The 20,086-nt window shown below is 59.8% G+C and carries 16 protein-coding genes; 2 read left to right on the top strand and 14 right to left on the bottom strand.

Annotated elements, in window-relative coordinates; all coding sequences use genetic code 11:
- Window positions 1-139: 139 nt before the first annotated feature.
- From ACRCYW_RS03285 to ACRCYW_RS03335, 11 genes are all read right to left on the bottom strand, one after another.
- Window positions 140-607, bottom strand: coding sequence for an NUDIX hydrolase (locus tag ACRCYW_RS03285; protein ID WP_438548747.1), 468 nt, complete (start codon window positions 605-607; stop codon window positions 140-142).
- A 26-nt stretch (window positions 608-633) separates the two neighbouring features.
- Complete coding sequence (locus ACRCYW_RS03290) at window positions 634-1,434, bottom strand: pseudouridine synthase (RefSeq protein ID WP_438549021.1); 801 nt, start codon at window positions 1,432-1,434, stop codon at window positions 634-636.
- Window positions 1,435-1,584: 150 nt separating this feature from the next.
- On the bottom strand, window positions 1,585-2,352 hold the full coding sequence (locus tag ACRCYW_RS03295; RefSeq protein WP_438548748.1) for a PTS sugar transporter subunit IIA: 768 nt from the start codon (window positions 2,350-2,352) through the stop codon (window positions 1,585-1,587).
- The gene (locus ACRCYW_RS03300; RefSeq protein ID WP_438548749.1) at window positions 2,352-2,657 is read right to left on the bottom strand and encodes a PTS fructose transporter subunit IIB; all 306 of its coding nucleotides are present in this window, start codon (window positions 2,655-2,657) and stop codon (window positions 2,352-2,354) included. Before ACRCYW_RS03300 ends, ACRCYW_RS03295 begins: the two co-directional genes overlap by 1 nt.
- A 205-nt stretch (window positions 2,658-2,862) precedes the next feature.
- The gene (uhpT, locus tag ACRCYW_RS03305) at window positions 2,863-4,269 is read right to left on the bottom strand and encodes a hexose-6-phosphate:phosphate antiporter (RefSeq protein WP_438548750.1); all 1,407 of its coding nucleotides are present in this window, start codon (window positions 4,267-4,269) and stop codon (window positions 2,863-2,865) included.
- 437 nt (window positions 4,270-4,706) lie between these two features.
- Window positions 4,707-6,614, bottom strand: coding sequence for a PTS fructose transporter subunit IIABC (locus ACRCYW_RS03310; protein ID WP_438548751.1), 1,908 nt, complete (start codon window positions 6,612-6,614; stop codon window positions 4,707-4,709).
- A gap of 588 nt (window positions 6,615-7,202) precedes the next feature.
- Window positions 7,203-7,991 carry an XAC2610-related protein gene (locus ACRCYW_RS03315; protein WP_438548752.1) on the bottom strand — a complete coding sequence of 263 codons (789 nt, stop codon included), beginning with the start codon at window positions 7,989-7,991 and terminating at the stop codon, window positions 7,203-7,205.
- Between the two features lie 620 nt (window positions 7,992-8,611).
- Complete coding sequence (locus ACRCYW_RS03320) at window positions 8,612-9,076, bottom strand: hypothetical protein (protein WP_438548753.1); 465 nt, start codon at window positions 9,074-9,076, stop codon at window positions 8,612-8,614.
- A 373-nt stretch (window positions 9,077-9,449) separates the two neighbouring features.
- Complete coding sequence (locus ACRCYW_RS03325; protein ID WP_438548754.1) at window positions 9,450-9,926, bottom strand: GNAT family N-acetyltransferase; 477 nt, start codon at window positions 9,924-9,926, stop codon at window positions 9,450-9,452.
- A 109-nt stretch (window positions 9,927-10,035) separates the two neighbouring features.
- The gene (locus ACRCYW_RS03330) at window positions 10,036-10,311 is read right to left on the bottom strand and encodes a hypothetical protein (RefSeq protein ID WP_438548755.1); all 276 of its coding nucleotides are present in this window, start codon (window positions 10,309-10,311) and stop codon (window positions 10,036-10,038) included.
- 201 nt (window positions 10,312-10,512) lie between these two features.
- Window positions 10,513-11,550 carry a Mal regulon transcriptional regulator MalI gene (locus tag ACRCYW_RS03335; protein WP_100859637.1) on the bottom strand — a complete coding sequence of 346 codons (1,038 nt, stop codon included), beginning with the start codon at window positions 11,548-11,550 and terminating at the stop codon, window positions 10,513-10,515.
- A 281-nt stretch (window positions 11,551-11,831) separates the two neighbouring features.
- Between ACRCYW_RS03335 and malX the strand changes: the two genes are divergently transcribed.
- Together malX and ACRCYW_RS03345 are read left to right on the top strand one after the other, a co-directional pair.
- Complete coding sequence (gene malX / locus ACRCYW_RS03340) at window positions 11,832-13,403, top strand: maltose/glucose-specific PTS transporter subunit IIBC (RefSeq protein WP_438548756.1); 1,572 nt, start codon at window positions 11,832-11,834, stop codon at window positions 13,401-13,403.
- Between the two features lie 88 nt (window positions 13,404-13,491).
- Window positions 13,492-14,682 carry a MalY/PatB family protein gene (locus ACRCYW_RS03345; RefSeq protein ID WP_438548757.1) on the top strand — a complete coding sequence of 397 codons (1,191 nt, stop codon included), beginning with the start codon at window positions 13,492-13,494 and terminating at the stop codon, window positions 14,680-14,682.
- Between the two features lie 21 nt (window positions 14,683-14,703).
- Here the strand turns inward: ACRCYW_RS03345 and ACRCYW_RS03350 are convergent, their stop codons facing one another.
- From ACRCYW_RS03350 to ACRCYW_RS03360, 3 genes are all read right to left on the bottom strand, one after another.
- Window positions 14,704-15,447 carry a DUF3142 domain-containing protein gene (locus tag ACRCYW_RS03350; RefSeq protein ID WP_438548758.1) on the bottom strand — a complete coding sequence of 248 codons (744 nt, stop codon included), beginning with the start codon at window positions 15,445-15,447 and terminating at the stop codon, window positions 14,704-14,706.
- Window positions 15,417-17,546, bottom strand: coding sequence for a hypothetical protein (locus ACRCYW_RS03355; protein ID WP_438548759.1), 2,130 nt, complete (start codon window positions 17,544-17,546; stop codon window positions 15,417-15,419). Before ACRCYW_RS03355 ends, ACRCYW_RS03350 begins: the two co-directional genes overlap by 31 nt.
- Before the next feature lie 305 nt (window positions 17,547-17,851).
- A complete protein-coding gene (locus tag ACRCYW_RS03360) occupies window positions 17,852-19,750 on the bottom strand; it encodes a PTS fructose transporter subunit EIIC (RefSeq protein ID WP_438548760.1) in 1,899 nt (632 codons plus the stop codon).
- Window positions 19,751-20,086: the final 336 nt, after the last annotated feature.

Below are 20,086 nucleotides of genomic sequence, written 5' to 3' on the forward strand. Positions count from 1 at the left end.
CGTTTAAACGGGGCGTATTCTACCAGAGTTTTGCGCCCCCGGTCACATCTCACTGCGTGCGGCTTTCCATGAAGAGTCGCGACAGGAAATCGTTTTTCTATCGTCCTATCCGCCGAGGCTAAATAGGTGCCAAATGGCCTCATATAAAGGCCTTGAGTGCGGATAGAGGCAGTCGAGTACCCCCCAGATAATCCTGGATGCACTGCCACACCAATGGGCTTCGCAAGGCCGGCTTGCACTCGGCTATCTCGTCCAGGGTGAGCCAGTGGCAGGCCAGCACGTCCCCGTCGGGATCCTCTGGATGGTGCCGGCCCGGCGCCTTTTCAAGGTCGAAGATGACGGCGGTGCGCACGAAGGTGGCCTCGCTGTCCGCCGGCTTGTAGAGATAGACCCCGAGCCAGGTGGTGGGAGGCGCGGTCAGACCCGTCTCCTCCTTCAGCTCGCGGCAGGCGGCCTGGATGAGATCTTCACCCGGTTCCACATGGCCGGCGGGCTGATTGAAGCGGCGCCGCCCCGCAATCTCCTCTTCCACCAGCAGGAAGCGGCCCTGCCAGTGCACCAGGGCAGCCACCGTCAGGCGACTCAGCAGGGGGGGATGATCTGTCATAAGGACTCCTTGTCGCTTGCTGTTATTCAGGACTGGCCGTTGCCGCTGCGAGCCGGGCGACGGGCCGTGCCACGGCCCGGGCTGCGGGGCTTGCCGGCCAGGGGCCGGGTGGGACTTGGTTTGGTACCATGCTGACCGTGGTTTTTGGATGAGCGATCAGCAGGTCCCGCTGCCTTGTCTCCTCGGTGAGGGGTGCCGGCACGCGGGAGCACCGCTAGTTCGGGGGCGGGCAGGGCGCGGCTCTGGCCGGGGGCCAGACCGTCGAGGGTCCACTCCCCGATGGCGTAGCGGATGAGGCGCAAGGTGGGGTGACCGATATGGGCGGTCATGCGCCGCACCTGGCGGTTGCGCCCCTCCACTATCTTGATCTCGAGCCAACGGGTGGGGATCTCCTTGCGCTCGCGGATGGGCGGGTTGCGCGGCCACACAACAGGCTCTTCCATGATCCGCGCCCCGGCGGGCAGGGTCATGCCGTCGTTCAGTTCCACCCCGGCCCGCAGGCTGGCTAGGGACTCTTCACTCGGTATTCCTTCCACCTGCACCCAGTAGGTCTTGGGGGTCTTCTCCCCCGGCTGGGTGAGACGGGCCTGCAGCTTGCCGTCGTTGGTGAGCAGCAAGAGCCCTTCGCTGTCGCGGTCCAGCCGGCCGGCGGCATAGATGCCGGGCTCAGAGATGTAATCCTTGAGGGTCTCGCGTCCCCCTTCGTCGGTGAACTGGCAGAGCACCATGTAGGGCTTGTTCAGCAGCAGCAGCTTGCGATCCGCCGGCGCTACCTCGGGTTTGCGCTCGCTGTTCCCGGCGCGCACCCTTGGCGTGACCGTGGCCATCTTGGCGGCGCGGTCAGTGCCGCTAGGGCGGGCGGAGAGGGAGAGACGGGGACGGCTTGGTTTCATCGCAGGCATACCAAAAACAGGGGATGGGGGATTGTAACACAGGGGGTTGACGTGGGGATGAACGGGAGCGTGGGGCCTGAGTGCTCAGCTGAGCAGGGCGTCGATGACGATGGCCTGGCGGGCGGGTGCCGTGCCGGCCTTGAGCAGGGCCGTGCTCACCACCTCGTCCATCAGGGCGCGGGCCAACCGGGTGAGGGGGCGCAGTTGCTCGGGGGCGAGCCCGGCCGGGATCGCCAGCAAGATGATGGCTTCCACCGGCCCGAGGGCCGAGCCCCACTCGATGGGCTCGGCGCAGCTGAGCAGCGAGAGGGAAGGCTGGCGGATGGCGGGGCTGATCACGTGGGGCATGGCGAGGCCTGGCCGTATGATGGTGGGGGCGAGTCGCTCCCGCTCGTTGATGGCCTGCTCCAGCGCCGGCCTGTCTCGCACCAGCTCGGCGGGCAGCAGATCCACCAACACCCTCAGCGCCAGGGCCTTGTCGAGGGGAACGCTGGCGTGACCGAGCTGGGACTGGGTGAAGCAATAATCGGGCTGGCGCTGGCACAGGCGCTGCTCGGCCTGAAGCGAGGTGCAGGGTCTACCCAGGGGTTGGCCCAGTTCCCCGCACCAGCAGGTGAAGGCCATGTGGGCGAGCTCCGCGTCCAGCCCCTCTATCTGCAACTGGCAGAGATCCCCGGGCTGGGTGGCCAGGGTGAGCAAGGCGAGCTGATTGGCCGCCCCCACGCTCTGGCGGCGAGTCACATTGACGAGCTGGACATGGGACTTGAACAGTCCCGCCAGTCGGCAGAGCTGCTTGGCCTGGGTGATGGTCAGGCCCTGACGACAGCAGAAGGTGAGCTCGCGGCTGAGCATCAGGCGCCCGCGGTGGCGGCTTTGAGCACGGCGGCGGCGTCCAGCAGCACGGATTCCAGCGATACCTGGCGCAGGGGGCAGCCGGCGAAGCGCTCCTTCTGCTCGATCTCGATGTCGGAGGCGATGAGCACCAGCTCCGCGCCGGCGATGTCCCGGGCGGTCAGCACGTTCTCCAGCCCCATGGCCCCCTGGGTCTCGACCTTGATCTTGAGTCCCAGCTTGTCGGCGGCTTTTTGCAGCGCCTCGGCGGCCATGTAGGTGTGGGCTATGCCGGTGGGGCAGGCGGTGACGGCGAGGATCTTCATGGGCTCTCACGGCAAATTCGGGTGGGGCAACACAATAGCGCCAAGGGGACGGTTTTGCCAAAGGGGGGCCGCAAAAGTGGGATCTTGGCGGCGCTCTGGCGCCACTTTGGGCAAGGCATGGCGCCATTTGAAGGCGATGGCTGCACCATAAAAAACGGCCCGCCAGAGGCGAGCCGAATGCACACAACGGAGTGAAACTTGGTTATCAGGCGGATTGGGTCGCCAGTTCAGCGGCCTTCATGTCGCGCTTGATGCGGCGGATCTTGCGCTCCTCGGCCACGGCCACGCAGGCCATCAACACCAGGCAGGCGGCGGCGGCCATGTCCAGCGCCGCGAAGGTGCCGTCCCAGCCGGTCAGGCCGAAGATGGGGGTGCCGTCGGCGATCATGCCAAGGCCCAGCTTGGCGAAGCTGTCACCGATGAGGTAGGCGAAGGTGCCCTTGACCCCGTCGGCCACGCTGATGCCCTGCTTCGGGACGAAGCCCACGGCGGCGACGCCGATCAGCAGCTGCGGGCCGAACACCAGGAAGCCCAGCAGGAAGAGAGAGCCCAGGAACATGAACTGGGTGGTGGCGTGCTGGTAGAGCCCCAGGGTGGCGATGATGAGCGCCAGGGCCACGCAGGCCACCAGGCCGCGGCGACCGTTCGCCAGATCCGAGAGATAACCCCACATCAGGGTGCCGACCAGGGCGCCCACTTCGAAGAAGGTGAAGCCCTGAATGGCCACGTCCTTGGAGAAGCCGAGCTCCTGGTGGGCGTAGACGGTGGACCACTGGTCGATGCCGATGCGCACCACATAGAGGAAGATGTTGGCGAAGCAGAGCAGCCAGATCACCTTGTTCATCAGCACGTATTTCACGAAGATCTGCCACTTGGTGAGCTTCTGCTCCTCGGTGGCGACATCCTCTTCGCTCGCCACTTCGTCAAACAGCTCCTCCACCTTGCCGAGGCCGTAGGATTCCGGCGAATCGCTGCCAAAACGCAGGCCCACGAAGCCGACGATGAGGGCGATGATGGAGGGGAAGATGAACATGCCGAGCACGTTGCCGTCGAACAGGTAGTTGGCACCGAACAGCGCCACCCCGGCGGCACCGGCGCCCCCCACGTTGTGGGAGAGGTTCCACATGCCGAGGTAGGTGCCGCGCTTGTTGCGAGGGGTCCACTTGGTGATGGTGGAGTAGCTGCAGGAGCCGCCACAGCTCTGGAAGAAGCCGCTCAGGGCATAGAAGAAGATCATGAAGTAGAGGCTGAAGCCCGTGCCCCCCATGCTGGCGCTGAAGCCCAGCATGCACAGGGCGGAGAGGATCAGCATCAGCGGCAGGAACTGCTTGGTGTTCTTGCCGTCGGCGTAGTAGGAGACGATGGTCTTGCCCACCCCGTAGGTGATGGAGAAGCCAAGGCCGATCATGCCGAGCTCGGTCATGGAGAGACCGTACTCCTGGATCATGTCGTTCTGCGCAATGTTGAAGTTCTTGCGGATCAGATACATGGTCAGGTAGCCGATGAAGACCACCAGATAGGATTGCATAAAGGGCTTGAACCAGAGCTTGCGCCGGGCTTCGACCGGCAGGTCCAGGGTGGGGACCCGGACCTGTTCGAGCAGTTTCAACATCTTCGTTCTTCCTCTGCGAATAGACGGTATTTTCGCTGCGGCCCCGGCCGGTTGGCGGCCGATGAGTCGGCCCGCGTTGGGAGGTCACGCCACGAAAAGGCGGCAGGGTGGACTCTTGTCTCGCTCTCCTGCCCGTTGAACCTGTGTCCGACCCCGCGGGGCGGATCACTGCATCAGGTGGGTCGACTGTAATGAGGGCCGTTCGCCATGGCGTGAGAGCCATCCCTAGGGGGGGTAGGAAAATTTCCTAGTTTGGCGGGATCCGTCCCCGAACTGTGAAGGGGATCACGGCAAGGTGGAGCGGTTGGGGAGGAAACGAGCGGGTGAGGGGGACCTAGGAACAGGCACTGCGCCGGGCAACAAGCCAAATGCAGAAAGCAGAAACAGGAAGAGGCCACCCCGGGGTGGCCTCTTCGCATTTTGTAGTGAGGAGGGGCTCAGGCGGCCTTGGCCAGCGCGCTCTCGTCCGTCTTCTTCATCCTCAGTTTCTTCAGGGCAACCGCCACCACGCCGGTGACCACGGCGCCACAGATCATGCAGAGCAGGGCCAGCAACGGCTTGTTGACCGCGCCGAGCAGGGCGACGATGGGACCACCGTGGGCCACGCTGTTGGTGATGCCAAACAAGAAGGCCATGACGGCGGCGGTCATGCTGCCCAGCATGTTGGCCGGAATGACGGCGAGCGGGTCACGGGCGGCGAACGGAATGGCACCCTCGGAGATCCCCACCAGGCCCATGGCGCCGGCGGCCTTGCCCGCTTCGATCTCGGTGGCATCGAAGATGCCGAGCTTGCGGCCGAGCACGGTGGCGAGCGACATGCCGAGCGGCGCGGCCGGGATGGCGCAGGCCATGGCGCCCATGAACTGGGTCTGGCCGGAGGCAATCATGCCCACGGAGAACAGGAAGGCCACCTTGTTGACCGGGCCACCCATGTCAAAGCCAGCCATGCCACCGAGCACTATACCGAGCAGGACCAGGCTGCCGCCGCTCATGGAGAGCAGCATGGCGTTCAGGCCCGTCATCATGTCGGCGATGGGGGCGCCGATGATGAAGATGAAGACGGCGGCGATAAACAGCGACCCGACGATGGGGGCGATGAGGATCGGCACCAGAGGCTGCACCATCTTGTGGTACTGGCGGGTGGCAATCCAGCGCACCAGATAACCGACCAGCAGGCCTGCAATGATGGCACCGATGAAGCCGGTACCGGCGTCGGCGCCGTAGAAGCTGCCGTTGTTGGCGATCCAGCCGCCGATAAAGCCGGGGGCCAGGGCCGGGCGATCACCGATGGCGTAGGCGATGTAGCCCGCCAGAATGGGGATCATCAGGGTGAAGGCGGCGACGCCCACGTTGAGGATCTGGTTCCACATGCTCCCTGCCGGGATCTGCATGCCGCTCGGGGTCGGATCCCCGCCGATGGCGAGTGCCAGGGCGATCAACAAGCCCCCGGTGACCACGAAGGGGATCATGTGGGAAACGCCGTTCATCAGGTAGCGGTAAAGGTCTGACGTGCCGCCGGCGCTCTTCTCCTCGCTCTTGCGCTCATCCTTGTCCGCCACATAGGCGGGGGCCTTGAGGGCCTGCTCGATCAGCCCCTTGCCATCCTTGATGGGCGCCTTGACGCCGGTCTTGATCAGCGGCTTGCCGTTGAAGCGGGCCATGTCCACCTGCTTGTCGCAGGCCACCACGATGGCGCTGGCGCGGGCTATTTCGGCCGCGGTCGGGCTGTTCTTGACGCCGATGGAGCCGTTGGTCTCCACCTTCACCTCGTAGCCCAGCTCCTTGGCGGCGCGCTCCAGGGATTCCGCAGCCAGATAGGTGTGGGCGATACCGGCCGGACAGCCGGTGACGCCTATGATGAGGCCCTTGTCGGCGGCCGGTGCGGCCACCGCCTCTTCTTTCTTCTCGAGCAGGAGCGCCAGCGCCTCGGCCGGGGTTTTGGCGGCCAGCAGGGCGTCGATAAAGCCCTCTTCGATCAGCTTGGCGGAGAGTTCGGCCAGCACCTCGATATGGTGATTGGCGCCGCCCGCCGGGGAGGCAATCATGAAGAACAGGCGGGACGGCTTGCCATCCTCGGCGCCGTAATCGATGCCGGCGCGGCTGATGCCGATGGCCACCGCCGGGGTGCTCACCGCCGCGCTCTTGGCGTGGGGCAGGGCCACCCCTTCCTCGAAGCCGGTGTTATCCAGCTCTTCCCGGGCCCACAAGTCCGTGATGAACTGCTGCTCGTCGCTGACCTTGCCTTGCGCCGCCAGCAGATGGGCCATCTCGCTGAAGACCTCCTCCTTGCGACTGGCCTTTAAATCGAGCGCGATCAGCTGCTCGTTGATAAGGGTGGTGATCATGGTGTTCTCCCCGCTCCTCGCTGGAGCCTGTTGGCATCGTTTCCCGGTGTAGTTGACCACTATGAGGTGCTATCCCGGGACATGCAGACAAATTTGACCCTCCTATTATGGTGGGCGCGCAACCTTCTCCCTATCGGACAAAACTGCGAAATACTGGATTTTTGTGCGCTATCACCTTGAGTGTGACCCCGATCTCACAGTAGACCAGCTGACAAAGCGGACCTGGACTGAACCAGTGAGTGATTTTTTATAGTTAAAAATCAACTGATTGAGAATTGCCGTGTTGATGCTTATCGGCCATGTAGCCTGCCCTCACCTGGACGAGAGGAGCTGCATCTCTATAAATTTGTGAGGTAAGAGGAGGTTTCTGGATGTGAGCCAACGCACATAAATGGCGGTAATGGAGGAGTTGAGGGGGGAAACAAGCAGGGGAAAGGTGGAGAAAAGTCGTTAGCCATCAGGTGCAATAAACGCAGCACCGCTTTTTTGATGGCAGAAAAGGTAGAGATGCAATGCGTTGCGCTTATTGCACCCTACCGAGTTGATGACGCGAATGTCTGAGTGTGCTTGGATGTTCAAGTTTGCAGGTTAACTTTTGGCTATTGCTTCTGGAAGATAAAGCCAGCGGATAAGAGGACCTTTTCTGGAGGCAAACCGAATCTTAATCCAGTCATCTTTCTGCTCGAGAATTTCTACTTTGTCATTATGAATAAGATAGGCTTTAGTCTTTGATGTTTTTTCAGGTGATAAGTAGAGAAACACTTTCTCGGATGTGACTGACCAGAGAATTTTTTTGCCATCAAAGTCAACCGCAACGGTGTCCAGTTTCCCTCCCTTCTGATTAAATGTGTGCTCGTAAAGAGGGAAAGTATCAATCTCGGAGTTTTGGATCTGATACTCTGTTGCTTTATATAGCCAGAGTGTACCTTTGGCATTATATCGATATGTATCGTAATACCAGACGGGACCAGAGCGACAAGAGCTGACCAAAGACAGATCATCTAATCGAATAGCAAGGTTGTAGAGGTCCCCACAGGCAGATGTCGGTGTCTTCGAGTCTGCAATTTTTAGTTCTTTAAATGCTGCACTTACATGGTCATATAAGAATACATAAAAAATATTATTTACCATGCCGAGAGAGTTAGTAATGGCGATATCTTTGTAACCATCAAAGTTGAAGTCCCGTATGATAATGTCAGATTCCAAGTTATCATCAATACATTTAAGTTGTTGCTTTTCTTTTCCTGCTGTTAGTAAGTAAAAGCATTCATCTTCTTTTTTAATCTCTATATTTACTCCGTCAATTATAAATGTGGAGTCTGCTCTTGCAGAGATGGAGATGCATAGTAATAAAGTTGTGATGATAAGGAATTTCATGTTGATTTATTCTACCACTTGAATTTTTGTAAAGTGTTGCTTGCGTAGTTTACTTACTGTCTTGGACCGTTTTTATGAGCGTGAGCTGGTTTTTATCAATAATGTAATAATTGGTGTGGTAAATAAATGATGTATCATCGTTACTATTCTCAACCTTGGTCGTTATAAGAAGGCGGCTATCAATCTGGGGAGACTCTATCCATTCTCCCACACGGGTATCAGAATCATCACTTACATCATATGAGCTATAAGCATTAAATACCGTATCCAGTACCTTACCCGTGCGCTTGTTGACAAGGACTTGATTATAACAACGTGATGAACCGCATCCCCAACCTGTTAGTACATATTCACCAGCATATACTGGCTTTTGTGACAATGCTGCGGTAAGTCGGGTGCGGAATGTTCTGGCTAATTCGGAGTCTAGTGAAAGCTTGGCTGGCTTACCTTGATATACAGCTGGTGCTGGATAGTCCTCTTTCCGAGGTTGTGGTTGAGATCCTGATTCAGCACCAAATGAGACTCAGCTGAATAATCCGAGGAGAAATAATAAGTAAATCACGCTTGTTCTCATAATGTCTTTTCTTGATGTTTAAAGTTGTGAGCACATTGACGTATTTTTAAATGTTATGTCTCCTTATGCTTCTCAATTCTTTATGTGGATTGTGTGGTAAGCAGTTAACATATGCTTTGGCTATATGATTATTCCCCATGTCATCAACGATAGTACAAGTTAGGTTGCAAGGTTTACCAAGAGCACAATGCCAGAAATGATGGTTATGGTGATATTTGGCTTCAAATTCAGATGTGATCGTGGCAGAAATTATCCAGTGGATAGGGATATTCTTACTTTTTAATATTTTAATAAGCCTCTCTGAGGATGATAGACATATGATCTTTGATTCATCTATATCTGGGGTGGCGACTTTGGTAATTAAATTAATAGAAACTATTTTTGACTCTGCAAGCTCAATAGCTTTGTAAAGCTTGCCTAACCCCCAATATCCATCTATATCGTTGTTTCTACTGGAAAATGAATTGATGATCCCGGAGGCCACACATATTAATTCTTTTCTATGTCCCATTCTTATTTTATCCAGATAATTTTTTAGGCTTGGTGATCTAATCGTTGTTGTTACGCTTAGCGAAACGTGATTGGACTGTCGCGAGAAAGTTATGACTGGCTCCAATTTCTTGCTGACACGCTACCGCCCCTGGACGACAGCCTCCACTCTGCTGCTGTTAACCGGCGATGTAACGGGAGGAAATAGCAGTTTGGTGGTCTGGTTGCCATGTCGACAACGCTCCTCCGAACGAAACATGGTTGATAACTGATGCATGGTAATCAAGGAGGGGGTGATGTAAAACAGAAAATTTTTAATATCTGACAGCAGATCAATAAATTACTTAATAAGGAGGATATATTGGCTGCCACCTAGCGGTACCCGTGCTAGCAGGTTACTCGCCGCTCGGGGCCGAGATTGTGGGTTCCAGAGTAAGGGATAGCCGCAGCATGTCCTTGTGCTGGATGCCGTGCTCCATCAGGGGCTCCGGGTAGTGGGTAAGGAAGTGATCCTTCACGACGGCATCGACGCGAAAGCCGTGGCGCTGGTAGTAGGTTAGCTGGTGGCCGAAGCTGCCGGTACCGAGCTCGATGCGGTATACCCCTTTCCCGGCCAGGCTCGTCAGTACGAAGTGCAGCAGCCCTGAGCCTATGCCTCTTTGCTGGTGGGATGGGGCCACGGCGATATTGAAGATCTCGGCCGTTCGCTCCCCAATCAGGCCAGCTACGCAGGCACCTATCACCTCATTCCCCTCTCTGGCGGCAAAGCCCCAGGAGCCGGCCAGATAGGCATCGATGCGCTGCTTGGCTGGATCCGCTTCCAGCAGCAGTGCCATGGGCAGTTCGCCTGTATCGACCTCGTGATATTCCATCTTCGTCTCACTTCGTTGCCTGGATGGGGCAATCTGGTATGCCATGTTGGTACTCCACCTGTTTCGGGGCCTCTCTCACAGCCACGCACCATGGGGGCGGCCACGTGACTCAGCGCTCGAGAAATGTTTCGCCGCAGCGCTCGCAGATAAGATACCTCACATTGGGGTCCAGATAGGCGAGCTTGTCACCGAATACCGCGTTGGTGATGCTACTGGCACGAAAAGCTTGCCAGAAGGCCTTGCGTGGATCCTTGGGCATGATGTCCTGGCTGTGGTCGCGGGCGACCAGCACCACCAGATGGCGGGTTCGCTCGCCGCACTGGTCGCAGGGATGGATCTCGCTCTGCGGCTCTGTCTGCTGTTGCTCTCTGCTCTGGGTACTCATCTTGATCCGGGCTCATTAACTGGGTGGGGGGCTGGCCCATCATATTCTTCCCCCCTTGGCGCTCCTAACGCTGATGAAACGCCCTCCCCATGCGGGGGGAAGATCCAGGCTCTGGCGCTTATATGCGCTGACAGGTCGCAGATAACACTACCCGATGACGGAACCCGTGGTTGCGCGGCCGAGCGGCTGCACACGGGGATCTTATGCCGACTCCCGTTTCTGCAGGCTGGGGGTGATGATATGGCGGTTGGGGGCGAGCTCGGGTTGCTGCATGCGGGTCAGCAGACGGCGGGCGGCCTGGCGGCCAATCTCCCGGGCCGGGGAGTCGACGAAGGTGAGGGCGGGGAAGGTGAGTTCGGCCTCGGCGATGTCGTCAAAGCCGAGCAGGGCCACCTGCTGGCCTATGTAGTTGTCCTTGCCCACGGTGCGCCCGCTCGCCTCCACCCCGTAGATGCCGCCGAGGGCCACCTCGGGATAGTGGCAGAGAATGGCGGTCACCTTGGGATGCTGGTGCAGCAGCTGGGCTATGGTGTCGGCGGCGCTGCGCTGGGTGCGATCGCACTCCAGCACCCACTCGGGTTTGAACGGCAATCCGTATTGCAGCAGGCTGGCGCAGTAGCCGCCGATCCGCTCGGCCCGGGTGAGGGAGTCCGCCCGCCCGCCGACGTAGGCGATATGGCGATGGCCCTGCTCGATGAGGTAGGTGGCGGCTTGCTTGGCGGCATGGGTGTTGTCCGGGCCGATAAAATCCACGTCGTCGCGGTAGTAGGAGCGGGCGGCGCACACCACGGGCAGCTGGGAGTCGAGCAGGGTCTGCAGCGTCTTGGCGGCCGCGCCGCGCACTGGGTTGAAGATGATGCCGGCCACCCCCTGGCGCGACAGGGACTGGATGCTCTGCTGCAGCCGCTCCGGGCTGTGGCCACACTGGGTCAGAAACAGCAGATAACCCTGCTGCTCCAGCACCTCGCTCACCCCGGCGGTCACCTCGGTATAGAAGGGATCCGTGATGTCTCGCAGGATCAGCCCCACCAGGTTGGAGTGTTGGCTGCGCAGGTTGGCGGCGGCGCTGTTGGGCACATAATCGAGTTGGCTGATGGCCTGTTGCACCCGCTCTGCGGTAGCCGGGGAGATGCGCCCCTTGCCCCGCAGCACCATGGAGACGGTGGTGACCGAGACCCCCGCCAGCTGGGCCACGTCGGTGATCTTGGCATTCTTGGATGGTAGCGGTTTGAGCGACATAGGCGAGGGCATGGGACGATAAGGAGAGCCGATAGGCACAGCATACCCGCACCAGGAGGGGAGTAAAACGTTACAGCACGCGGGGAGGGATCTGCCTCACAGATCTGGCGACGGTGGCGTTTATGGCGGTGAAATTGTGATCTTGTCGCGGATTTTGAGTTGATAAAACGTTTTATCATCCGCAAAACCTGATGCGATCCCTCTTCCTCCGTCCAGCGCTTGTGACGGATAGGCGCAGGGGAGGCACAGGACCTGACCTTCACTTCACAAGGATTAGACAGATGGCCAAGTCCCCCGCCAAATCCACGATCTGGGAGTTCCTGCAGAGCCTCGGCAAGACCTTTATGCTGCCGGTCGCCCTGCTCGCCTTCTCCGGTATCCTGCTCGGTGTCGGTAGCTCACTCACCAGCGATGCGGTGAAGCAGAGCATGCCCTTCCTCGATCATACCGTGTTGCAATTGCTGTTCCTCTGGATGACCAAGGTGGGGCTGGTGGCCTTCATCTACCTGCCGGTGATGTTCGCCGTCGCCATTCCCCTCGGCCTCGCCCGTGAAGAGAAGGGGGTGGCGGCCTTCGCCGGTTTCGTCGGTTATGCGGCCCTGAACCTCTCCATCAACTTCTATCTGACCGTGGCGAACGTCATCGGCGACGCGGCGGCGGAGAAGGCCTACGGGGTGAAATCCATCCTCGGTATCAGCTCCATCGACACCGGGATCTTGGGGGCCATCATAGTCGGGGTCATCGTCGCCAAGCTCCACGCCCGCTTCTACACCTACAAGATGCCGGATGCCCTGGCCTTCTTCGGCGGCGCCCGTTTCGTGCCCATCATCACCGCCATCGTGCTGGGGGTGGTCGGTCTGGTGGTGCCCCTGGTCTGGCCCTGGTTTGCCGCCGGTATCAACGGCATCGGCGCCGTCATCTCCCACGCCGGCCCCTTCGGTCCCTTCCTGTTCGGTACCGGTGAACGGCTGCTGCTGCCCCTCGGTCTGCATCACATCCTGGTGGCGCTCATTCGCTTCACCGAGGCCGGTGGTACCCAGCTGGTCTGCGGCAACGAGGTGAGCGGGGCGCTCAACATCTTCTACTCCGAGCTCTCCTGCGCCGATACCACCCAGTTCTCGGTGTCTGCCACCTCCTTCCTCTCCCAGGGCAAGATGCCGGCCTTCCTCGGCGGCCTGCCGGGCGCGGCCCTCGCCATGTATCACTGCGCCCGTCCGGAGAATCGCGGCAAGATCAAGGCGCTACTGGTCTCAGGGGTCGTCGCCTGCGTCATCGGCGGCATCACCGAGCCGCTCGAGTTCCTGTTCCTGTTCGTCGCCCCCGTGCTCTACGTCATCCACGCCATCCTGACCGGTCTCGGCTTCATGACCATGGGGCTGCTCGGGGTCACCATAGGCAACACAGACGGCAACCTCATCGATTTCCTGGTATTCGGCGTGCTGCAGGGCACCGGCACCAAGTGGTACCTGGTGCCGGTGGCGGCCGCCATCTGGTTCGCCATCTACTACGGGGTGTTCCGCTTCGCCATAGTGCGCTTCAACCTCAAAACCCCGGGCCGCGAGATCGAGAGCAACGACGCGCCGCAACCGGCCGGCAAGAAGGCGGGCAGCAGCGGTTACAACGGCGAGATCATCCTCAATGCCCTGGGGGGTGCCGACAACATACTGGCGCTGGATAACTGCATCACCCGGCTGCGGATGTCGGTGCAGGACATGAGCCGGGTCGATGACAAGCTGCTCAAGGCCAACGGCGCCATCGGGGTGATCAAGCTCGACGAGCACAACCTGCAGGTGGTGATAGGGCCCCAGGTCCATCTGGTGAAAAACCAGCTGCAGAGCCTGATGGGCGCCTGAGTGCGAACCGACAATCACGACAGGGGGGCCGAGGCCCCCTTGTCTCTTCCTTCCGGTTATTCGCCGCATCGATGGAGAATCAAACCCCATGCATCAGATTTATGACTTCGAGCAAGAGGTCGACCGCCACGGCACCTACTGCACCCAGTGGGACTATGTGGCGGACCGCTTCGGCCATGCAGACCTGCTCCCCTTTACCATCTCCGACATGGATCTCGAGACGGCCCCCTGCATTCGCGCGGCTCTGGCCAAACGGCTGGAACACGGGGTCTTTGGCTACAGCCGCTGGAATCACGACGACTTCAAGGAGGTCATCTGCAATTGGTTTGCCCGCCGTTATGGCGCCGAATTGGACGCAGATACTCTGGTTTACGGCCCTTCCGTCATCTATATCATCGCCCAGCTTGTCTGCCTCTGGTCCGCCCCCGGCGAGGGGGTGCTGGTGCACACCCCGGCCTACGACGCCTTCGGCAATATGCTCGGCGCCAACGATCGCGTGCTGCTCTCCTGTCCGCTGGTAAAGCGGGAGGGGAGTTATCACATCGACTGGGACGGCTTCGAGCGCCTGGCGGCCCGTCCGGATTGCCGCGTTCTGCTGCTCTGTAACCCCCACAACCCCACGGGCCGGGTCTGGACACGGGACGAGCTCTCTCGCATGGCCGCCATCAGCCAGCGCCACGGAGTGAGGGTCATCTCGGATGATATCCACATGGACATGAGCTTCGCCCCCTACACCCCCTGGAGCGAGGTGGCCATGGACGATGGCTGGGCCCTGGTGAGTTCGGGTTCCAAGTCCTTTAACATCCCGGCCCTCGGCGGCGCCTACGCCTTTATTCCGGATGCAGCGGCGCGCGCCGATTATCTGCACCGCCTCAAGGCCGCCCACGGTCTCTCGTCCCCCCCCATCCTCGGGGTGCTGGCCCATATCAGCGCCTATCACGACGGAGATGCCTGGCTGGAGGCCCTGAAAAGTCACCTGCATGACAACTTGAGCCAGGTGGCCAATCGGCTCAACGGTGCCTTCCCCGCCATCGACTATCGGGTGCCCGAGGGCACCTATCTCGCCTGGATAGACTTGAGCGGGCTTGGCATCGACACGACCGAGAAGATGGATGCCCTGCAAACCCTGCTGGTGGAGAAATACCGAGTCGCCATCATGCGTGGCGATACCTATGGCCCCGAGGGGCGCGGCTTTATCCGCCTCAACGTCGGCTGCTCGCGCAAGAAGCTCGACAAGGGGCTGGACGCCCTGATCGGCGCCCTGGGAGAGATGGTGTAAGGCTATTTCTTTGCGCTACAGCTACTGATTGAGCAAGAAGACCACTTCCCCCCGATAGTGGGGGGAGGTGGCAAGCCTTGCCTGCCAGGATGCATCCCACTCGCCGCCTTGCACCAGCCCCACCTTGAACGGGATTGTTAGCCGCATCATGGCGGGCAGATAGGTGGCGTAGCCTGGAACCGTCTGTTTTCCCTGATAGGTCTGGATCACCAGCTCATCTACGGGCAGGCGATTGAGCTGTGCCACCTCGCCCGTTTTCGCCCAGTCGAGCAGGCCCGTCACGCTGAGTTGACACTCTGGCGGCAGCACGCGCCGCAACTGTTGCAAGGCGTCGGCGTAGCGGCCCAGCTGATGGGTCGCCGCATCGAAATCGATCTGAATGCCAGTCACTGGGGCGCCTGTTTTGCGCCAGCGCTCATACAACCGTACCAGCACCTTTTCGTGATCCCTGGATAGCGGAAGGGTGTTGACGCGCACCACCAGCCAGAGCTGCTCGGCCTGGATGGGGAAGGGGGCCCGCCCCAGTTTGACAAAACGGGGGCCGGAGGGCCTGCCCAATATCTCCCCCTGATGCAGATAGAGGCTGGTCGCCTGCGCCAGGACCGGCTGATAGCGGGTTGCAGACCATAGCCAGAACCCGTGATAGGCATTGGCATCGACACCGGCCTGAAGCGGGGTGGCCAGTGTCGATAGCAGGACAGCCAGCAGAGTCAGAGTTGCATGGCGTCCCTTGGTCACCAGTAGTATTTGAGGGAGTTGGCCCATACCGAGTTACCATAGCGCTGCTTGAGGGTATTGAACCAGGCTTGCCGGGTACTCTTGGGGATCTCCTGATTGTCGCAACCATTGTAACCCGAGGGGGCATAGCACTGGATGGCGCGATAGAGGGCATAGCTCTTGTCTTCGGGTTCGGCCTTGGGGTTCGCCATGACGGCCTGATAGAGCGCGAGTCTACTCGGCGCAGTGGTATTCTCTTCCTGTTGGAGCCCCCAGATTAGCTCGCGATCCTGCCACAGGTCGATATGAGGATCCCGGTTGCGCAAGTACTCGCCCAGGCAGTTGAGGGCATGGCCATCCTGGGGACGCTGCACCAGGGTATCCAGGGTCTGGGTCAGATCCCGGCAGTGGTAGCCCTCGGGCGTGCCTTCTCCACTCCATTTGAACGCAGAGAGGCGCACATCGCCATTGGGCACAGGCTGCCAGGGGGCGTCGGCGGGAGGGATGACCTCTTTGTAATCGGCAGGGATGAGGGCGATATCCTGCAAGAAGGTGGTATGGTCATTGGCGATGAGATCCCGTACCAGCAGGGTATGCAGCGCAATTTGCCGCTCCGCCGTGCTGGGCCCCAGCTTGGCTTGCTGGCGCAACAGGGCTGGTTGAGCGTCCTGCTTGAGCACGGCTGCACGGATGCGCAACTGGGTGATGGGGCTCTCTTTATTGAAGATGGCCGCCGTGTTGCCGGTACGTACCCACTGATCGGCCAGCACATTTTGCACGAAAGCCTGCTGGGCCTTGTTGAGAGGAGCTGCCACTAGCGCCATCAGGGCCTGCTCGGCCTTGTCAAAGGCCTTGATCCCCTGCAGGGCCCAGATACGCAGCATCTGGCGGCTGAAAGCCAGTGTCGAGGCATCCTGCTCCTGCGACTCAGGCAACAGGGTCAACACCTGCTCAAACTGCTTGCCCAGGAGCAGGGCGTAGGCCTGGAGATAAGTCGCCTGCTCCGGTTTACCTGCGGTTCTCAGTTGCAGGATGGCGCTATCAAGCTGTGCATCTTGCCAGTTGCGCTGACGTTCATAGGCAGGTCTCAGGCCGCGCAGGGCATTGACAAACAGCAGCTCAGGCTGGGCCGGATCCTGATAGGCAGGCTGGTTGCGATAGGCATCGGCGCTGAGCAGGGAGAGGTCGATTTCGTTCACCAACGCTTCCAGTTTTGGCAAGGTTCTGGTGGATGCCATGGCCTCGCCATAGGTGTCGCGCAGCGCAGACAGATCCCCGGACATCCAGTTGATGCGTCTGAACAGCCCCTTGGCTGAGCTGGCATAGTGGCCTTGCGGGTATGCAGAGAGATAGGCCTGACCCTGCTTCATGGCGTTGCCGAGGGCTGCCTTGTCGCTCTTGGCTACATCCTCATCGCCGTACTCGCCTTTTGCATCCTTCATCGCCAGATTGAGATAGGTGCGCATCACCATATAGGTCGCCGTCTCAGCCACCCAGGGTGATTTGGCCGTCTGCAAGGCGGCAAAGCCAGCACGGGCCTCGTCAAATTGACCGTCGTAGAAGCGCTGGGCAGCGTGCAGATAGTCCCGCCATTCTTTGGCTGCTGCACTCATCTCGGCAGTGGTCGCTTGCGTTTCCTCTTGCTGGCCGAGGATCTGCAGACGGGTTCGCAGCAGTGGCATTCGCTCCTGGAGCGGCACTTCGCTCTGTTCGAGGGCATCGAGAAACGCGCTGACCGACTGGAGCGAGTTGGAGATGGCGTGCCCGTACAGAGAGTCGCGGCCAGCATAGTGTTCGAGCAGCGAAGGGAGCGACGGATCATAGGCGGTCAGCCGGCTGCCTAGTTGCTCGCGCAGCGCCGGGTTTTCCAACTCGTCTGGCAGTGGTAGCCGAGTCAGGGAAAAGAGCGCCTTGTCGCGCTCGTTCAGCGGATCGTCCGGCAGCGTGAAGGGGAGGGGAAGTTGCTGTTGATCGGCCAGCAGCATCAGCAGATTGCCCTTGGTGTCGTTCTCGTTGAAATAGAGCGGGTAGGTGGGCATAGGGCAATCTGCGAGCCAGAAGCTGCATCCGTCACCATCGCCGGAGGCGAGGGAAGGAAAAGCGGCTAGCGTCATCGCCAGTGCCGAGCAGTAGGTCAGGATCTTCATATCGGGGGGCTATCCGTTATGGGTCTGGGATACCCCTTGGTGTGGGGGCCAGATAAGGTTATTCGCGGTGGTGGGCAATAGTACGAAAATGGGCCACAAACGACAACCTTGGTGGTGCGGTGTGGCAAGCCTGGTATCTCTTTCCCCATGCCTCCACTCCCAGCCCATTACCAAAAAAGAGGGGAAGCGGGAGAGCCCTTATTCGGAGGTTCAAGTGCAGCGGTGCACTTAGCCCCGCCAGCAATACAAAAGGGGCCTTGGGGCCCCTTTTCATCTCAACGAGTTATCGCACTCACATGGGTTTATCAGGCCACCTTGCTGCCGCCAGACTGGGTGCGGGTCAGCAACCCATCTGGATTGTGGATAGCATCCTTCGTCTTGACATCGATTATCTCGATATTGGTGAAGCGCTCCTTGTTTTTGATGGCAACGTCGTGGGCCAGGATGACGCAGCGGGCGTTGGCCACGTCCTTGGCCGTGATGCGGTTGATGATGCCGTTGGCGCCCTGGGTCTCTACCTTCAGCTTGATCCCCGCCTTGGCCGCCGCCTTTTGCAGGCTCTTGGCGGCGAGGAAGGTATGGGCCACGCCGGAGGGGCAGGCGGTGATGGCGAGCACGTCTGCCTCTCCTTCCGCTTCGATGGCCTGGTAGTCGGTGTCGGCAACGGTCACGTCATCTTCTTCGGTGACCGGTTTTTTCAGTAGGTTGACGATAAGGGCCGTGGTCAGGGCGCCGAGCACTGTGCCCAGGATATAGCCCATCTTGCCCTCCACCACCGGCAGCACTATCCAGCCACCCCAGGGGGCATGGTTGATGCTGTGCATCATGAAGCCCGTGATGTTGCCGACGATGCCGCCCGCGACTATGGCCGGAATGACCCGTACCGGATCGGCGGCGGCGAACGGGATGGCCCCCTCGCTGATGCCGATCATGCCCATGATGGCGGCCGCCTTGCCCGCTTCACGCTCCTCCTTCTTGTAGCGCTTGGGGGAGAGCAGGGTGGCGAGTGCCATGCCGAGCGGCGGTACGCAGATGGCGATGCCGACGCCCCCCATCAGCCAGGGCTGGGTGTTGACCTGGGTCTGGGCGAACAGGGTGGCGACCTTGTTGACCGGGCCGCCCATGTCGAACGCCGTCATGCCACCCAGGATGGCGCCCAGCATTACCTTGCCGGAGCCCGCCATGCTGGAGAGCCAGTGGTTCATCCCCTCCATCATGGCGGCGATGGGTGCACCTATGACCCACATGACGATGCCGCACACCAGGAAGGTGCCAATCAGCGGATAGATGAAGATGGAGCCCAGCGAACTCATGGAGTCCGGCAGTTTTATGCGCTTGAGCTGATTGACGATAAGCCCGGCAATAAAGCCCACCAGGATGGCGCCGAGAAAACCGGTGTGGAACTGCTGCACCGCAATCCAGGAACCGATCATGCCGGGGGCCAGGCCCGGCTTGTCCGCCATGGAGTAGGCGATGTAGCCGCCGAGCACGGCGGTGAACAGGGTGAGCCCGGCGATGCCCATGTCGGCCATGTCTTTCAGGAAGCCCGCCTCGGGCACAGCGCCCTTGCCGCTCAGCATGACAGAGAGCGACAGCAGCACGCCCCCCGCGACGATGAAGGGGATCATGTGGGAGGTGCCAAACAGCAGGTGTTGCTTCAGGGTATTGAGTTGGGCCTTGATGCTGCGATCCTGCGGTTCGGGCGCGCTTTTGGCGGCTTGAGTGCTGGTATGGGTCTGGACGGGCTGGCTACTTGCGCCCTTGCCCGAGAGCAGGGCCAGCACCTCGGCCTTGCCGGTAGCCGACTGCATTTGCGGGATAAAGCCGGGTTCCAGCAGTCGGGTGGAGAGCTCCGCCAGCACCTCGATATGGTGGTTCGCGGCCCCGGTGGGGGAGGCAATCATGAAGAACAGGCGGGAGGGCAAGCCATCCTCGGCGCCAAAATCTATCCCCTGCCGGCTGATACCGACGACGATGGCCGGTTGCAACACCGCCTCGCTCTTGGCGTGGGGCAGGGCGACACCCTGCTCGAATCCTGTGTTGCCGAGGTTCTCCCGCGCCCAGAGATCGCGCACGAAAGCATCCTGATCGCTGATTTTATCGCGGTTCTTGAGCTGAGTGGCCAGTTCGACAAACAGGGTCTGCTTGTCGGTGGCGGCAAGGTCGAGGCAGATCAGTCCTTCATCTATCAAGGTGGTGAGCATAACTGTCTCCTGGCTTAGTCATGAAGCCATACTGATGGTAAGTGTTTGACCGGCCTATTGTTTCGCCATTGCCCTGTGGCAGGAATCGGATAAATGTGCCGTTTACTGGAGTTTTGTGTCATCCCAACGGTGCTGTGATCCGGTTCGCATTTCGAGTGCTCTTCACGATGACAGTCAGTAAATTAATATTTTCTTTTTAAACAGTTAGTTATTAGTTGTTGTGGAGATGGATTGGAAAGAGACAGGAGAATTGATGGGGTGGCAGGTGAAGCTTGGTCTGGAGATTTGTGCGCCTTGCTCCCTGGGTAAACTGTGAGCTGTTTGGCAAAACACAAC

This window comes from Aeromonas sp. (genome assembly GCF_051657805.1).
Classification (GTDB): domain Bacteria; phylum Pseudomonadota; class Gammaproteobacteria; order Enterobacterales; family Aeromonadaceae; genus Aeromonas.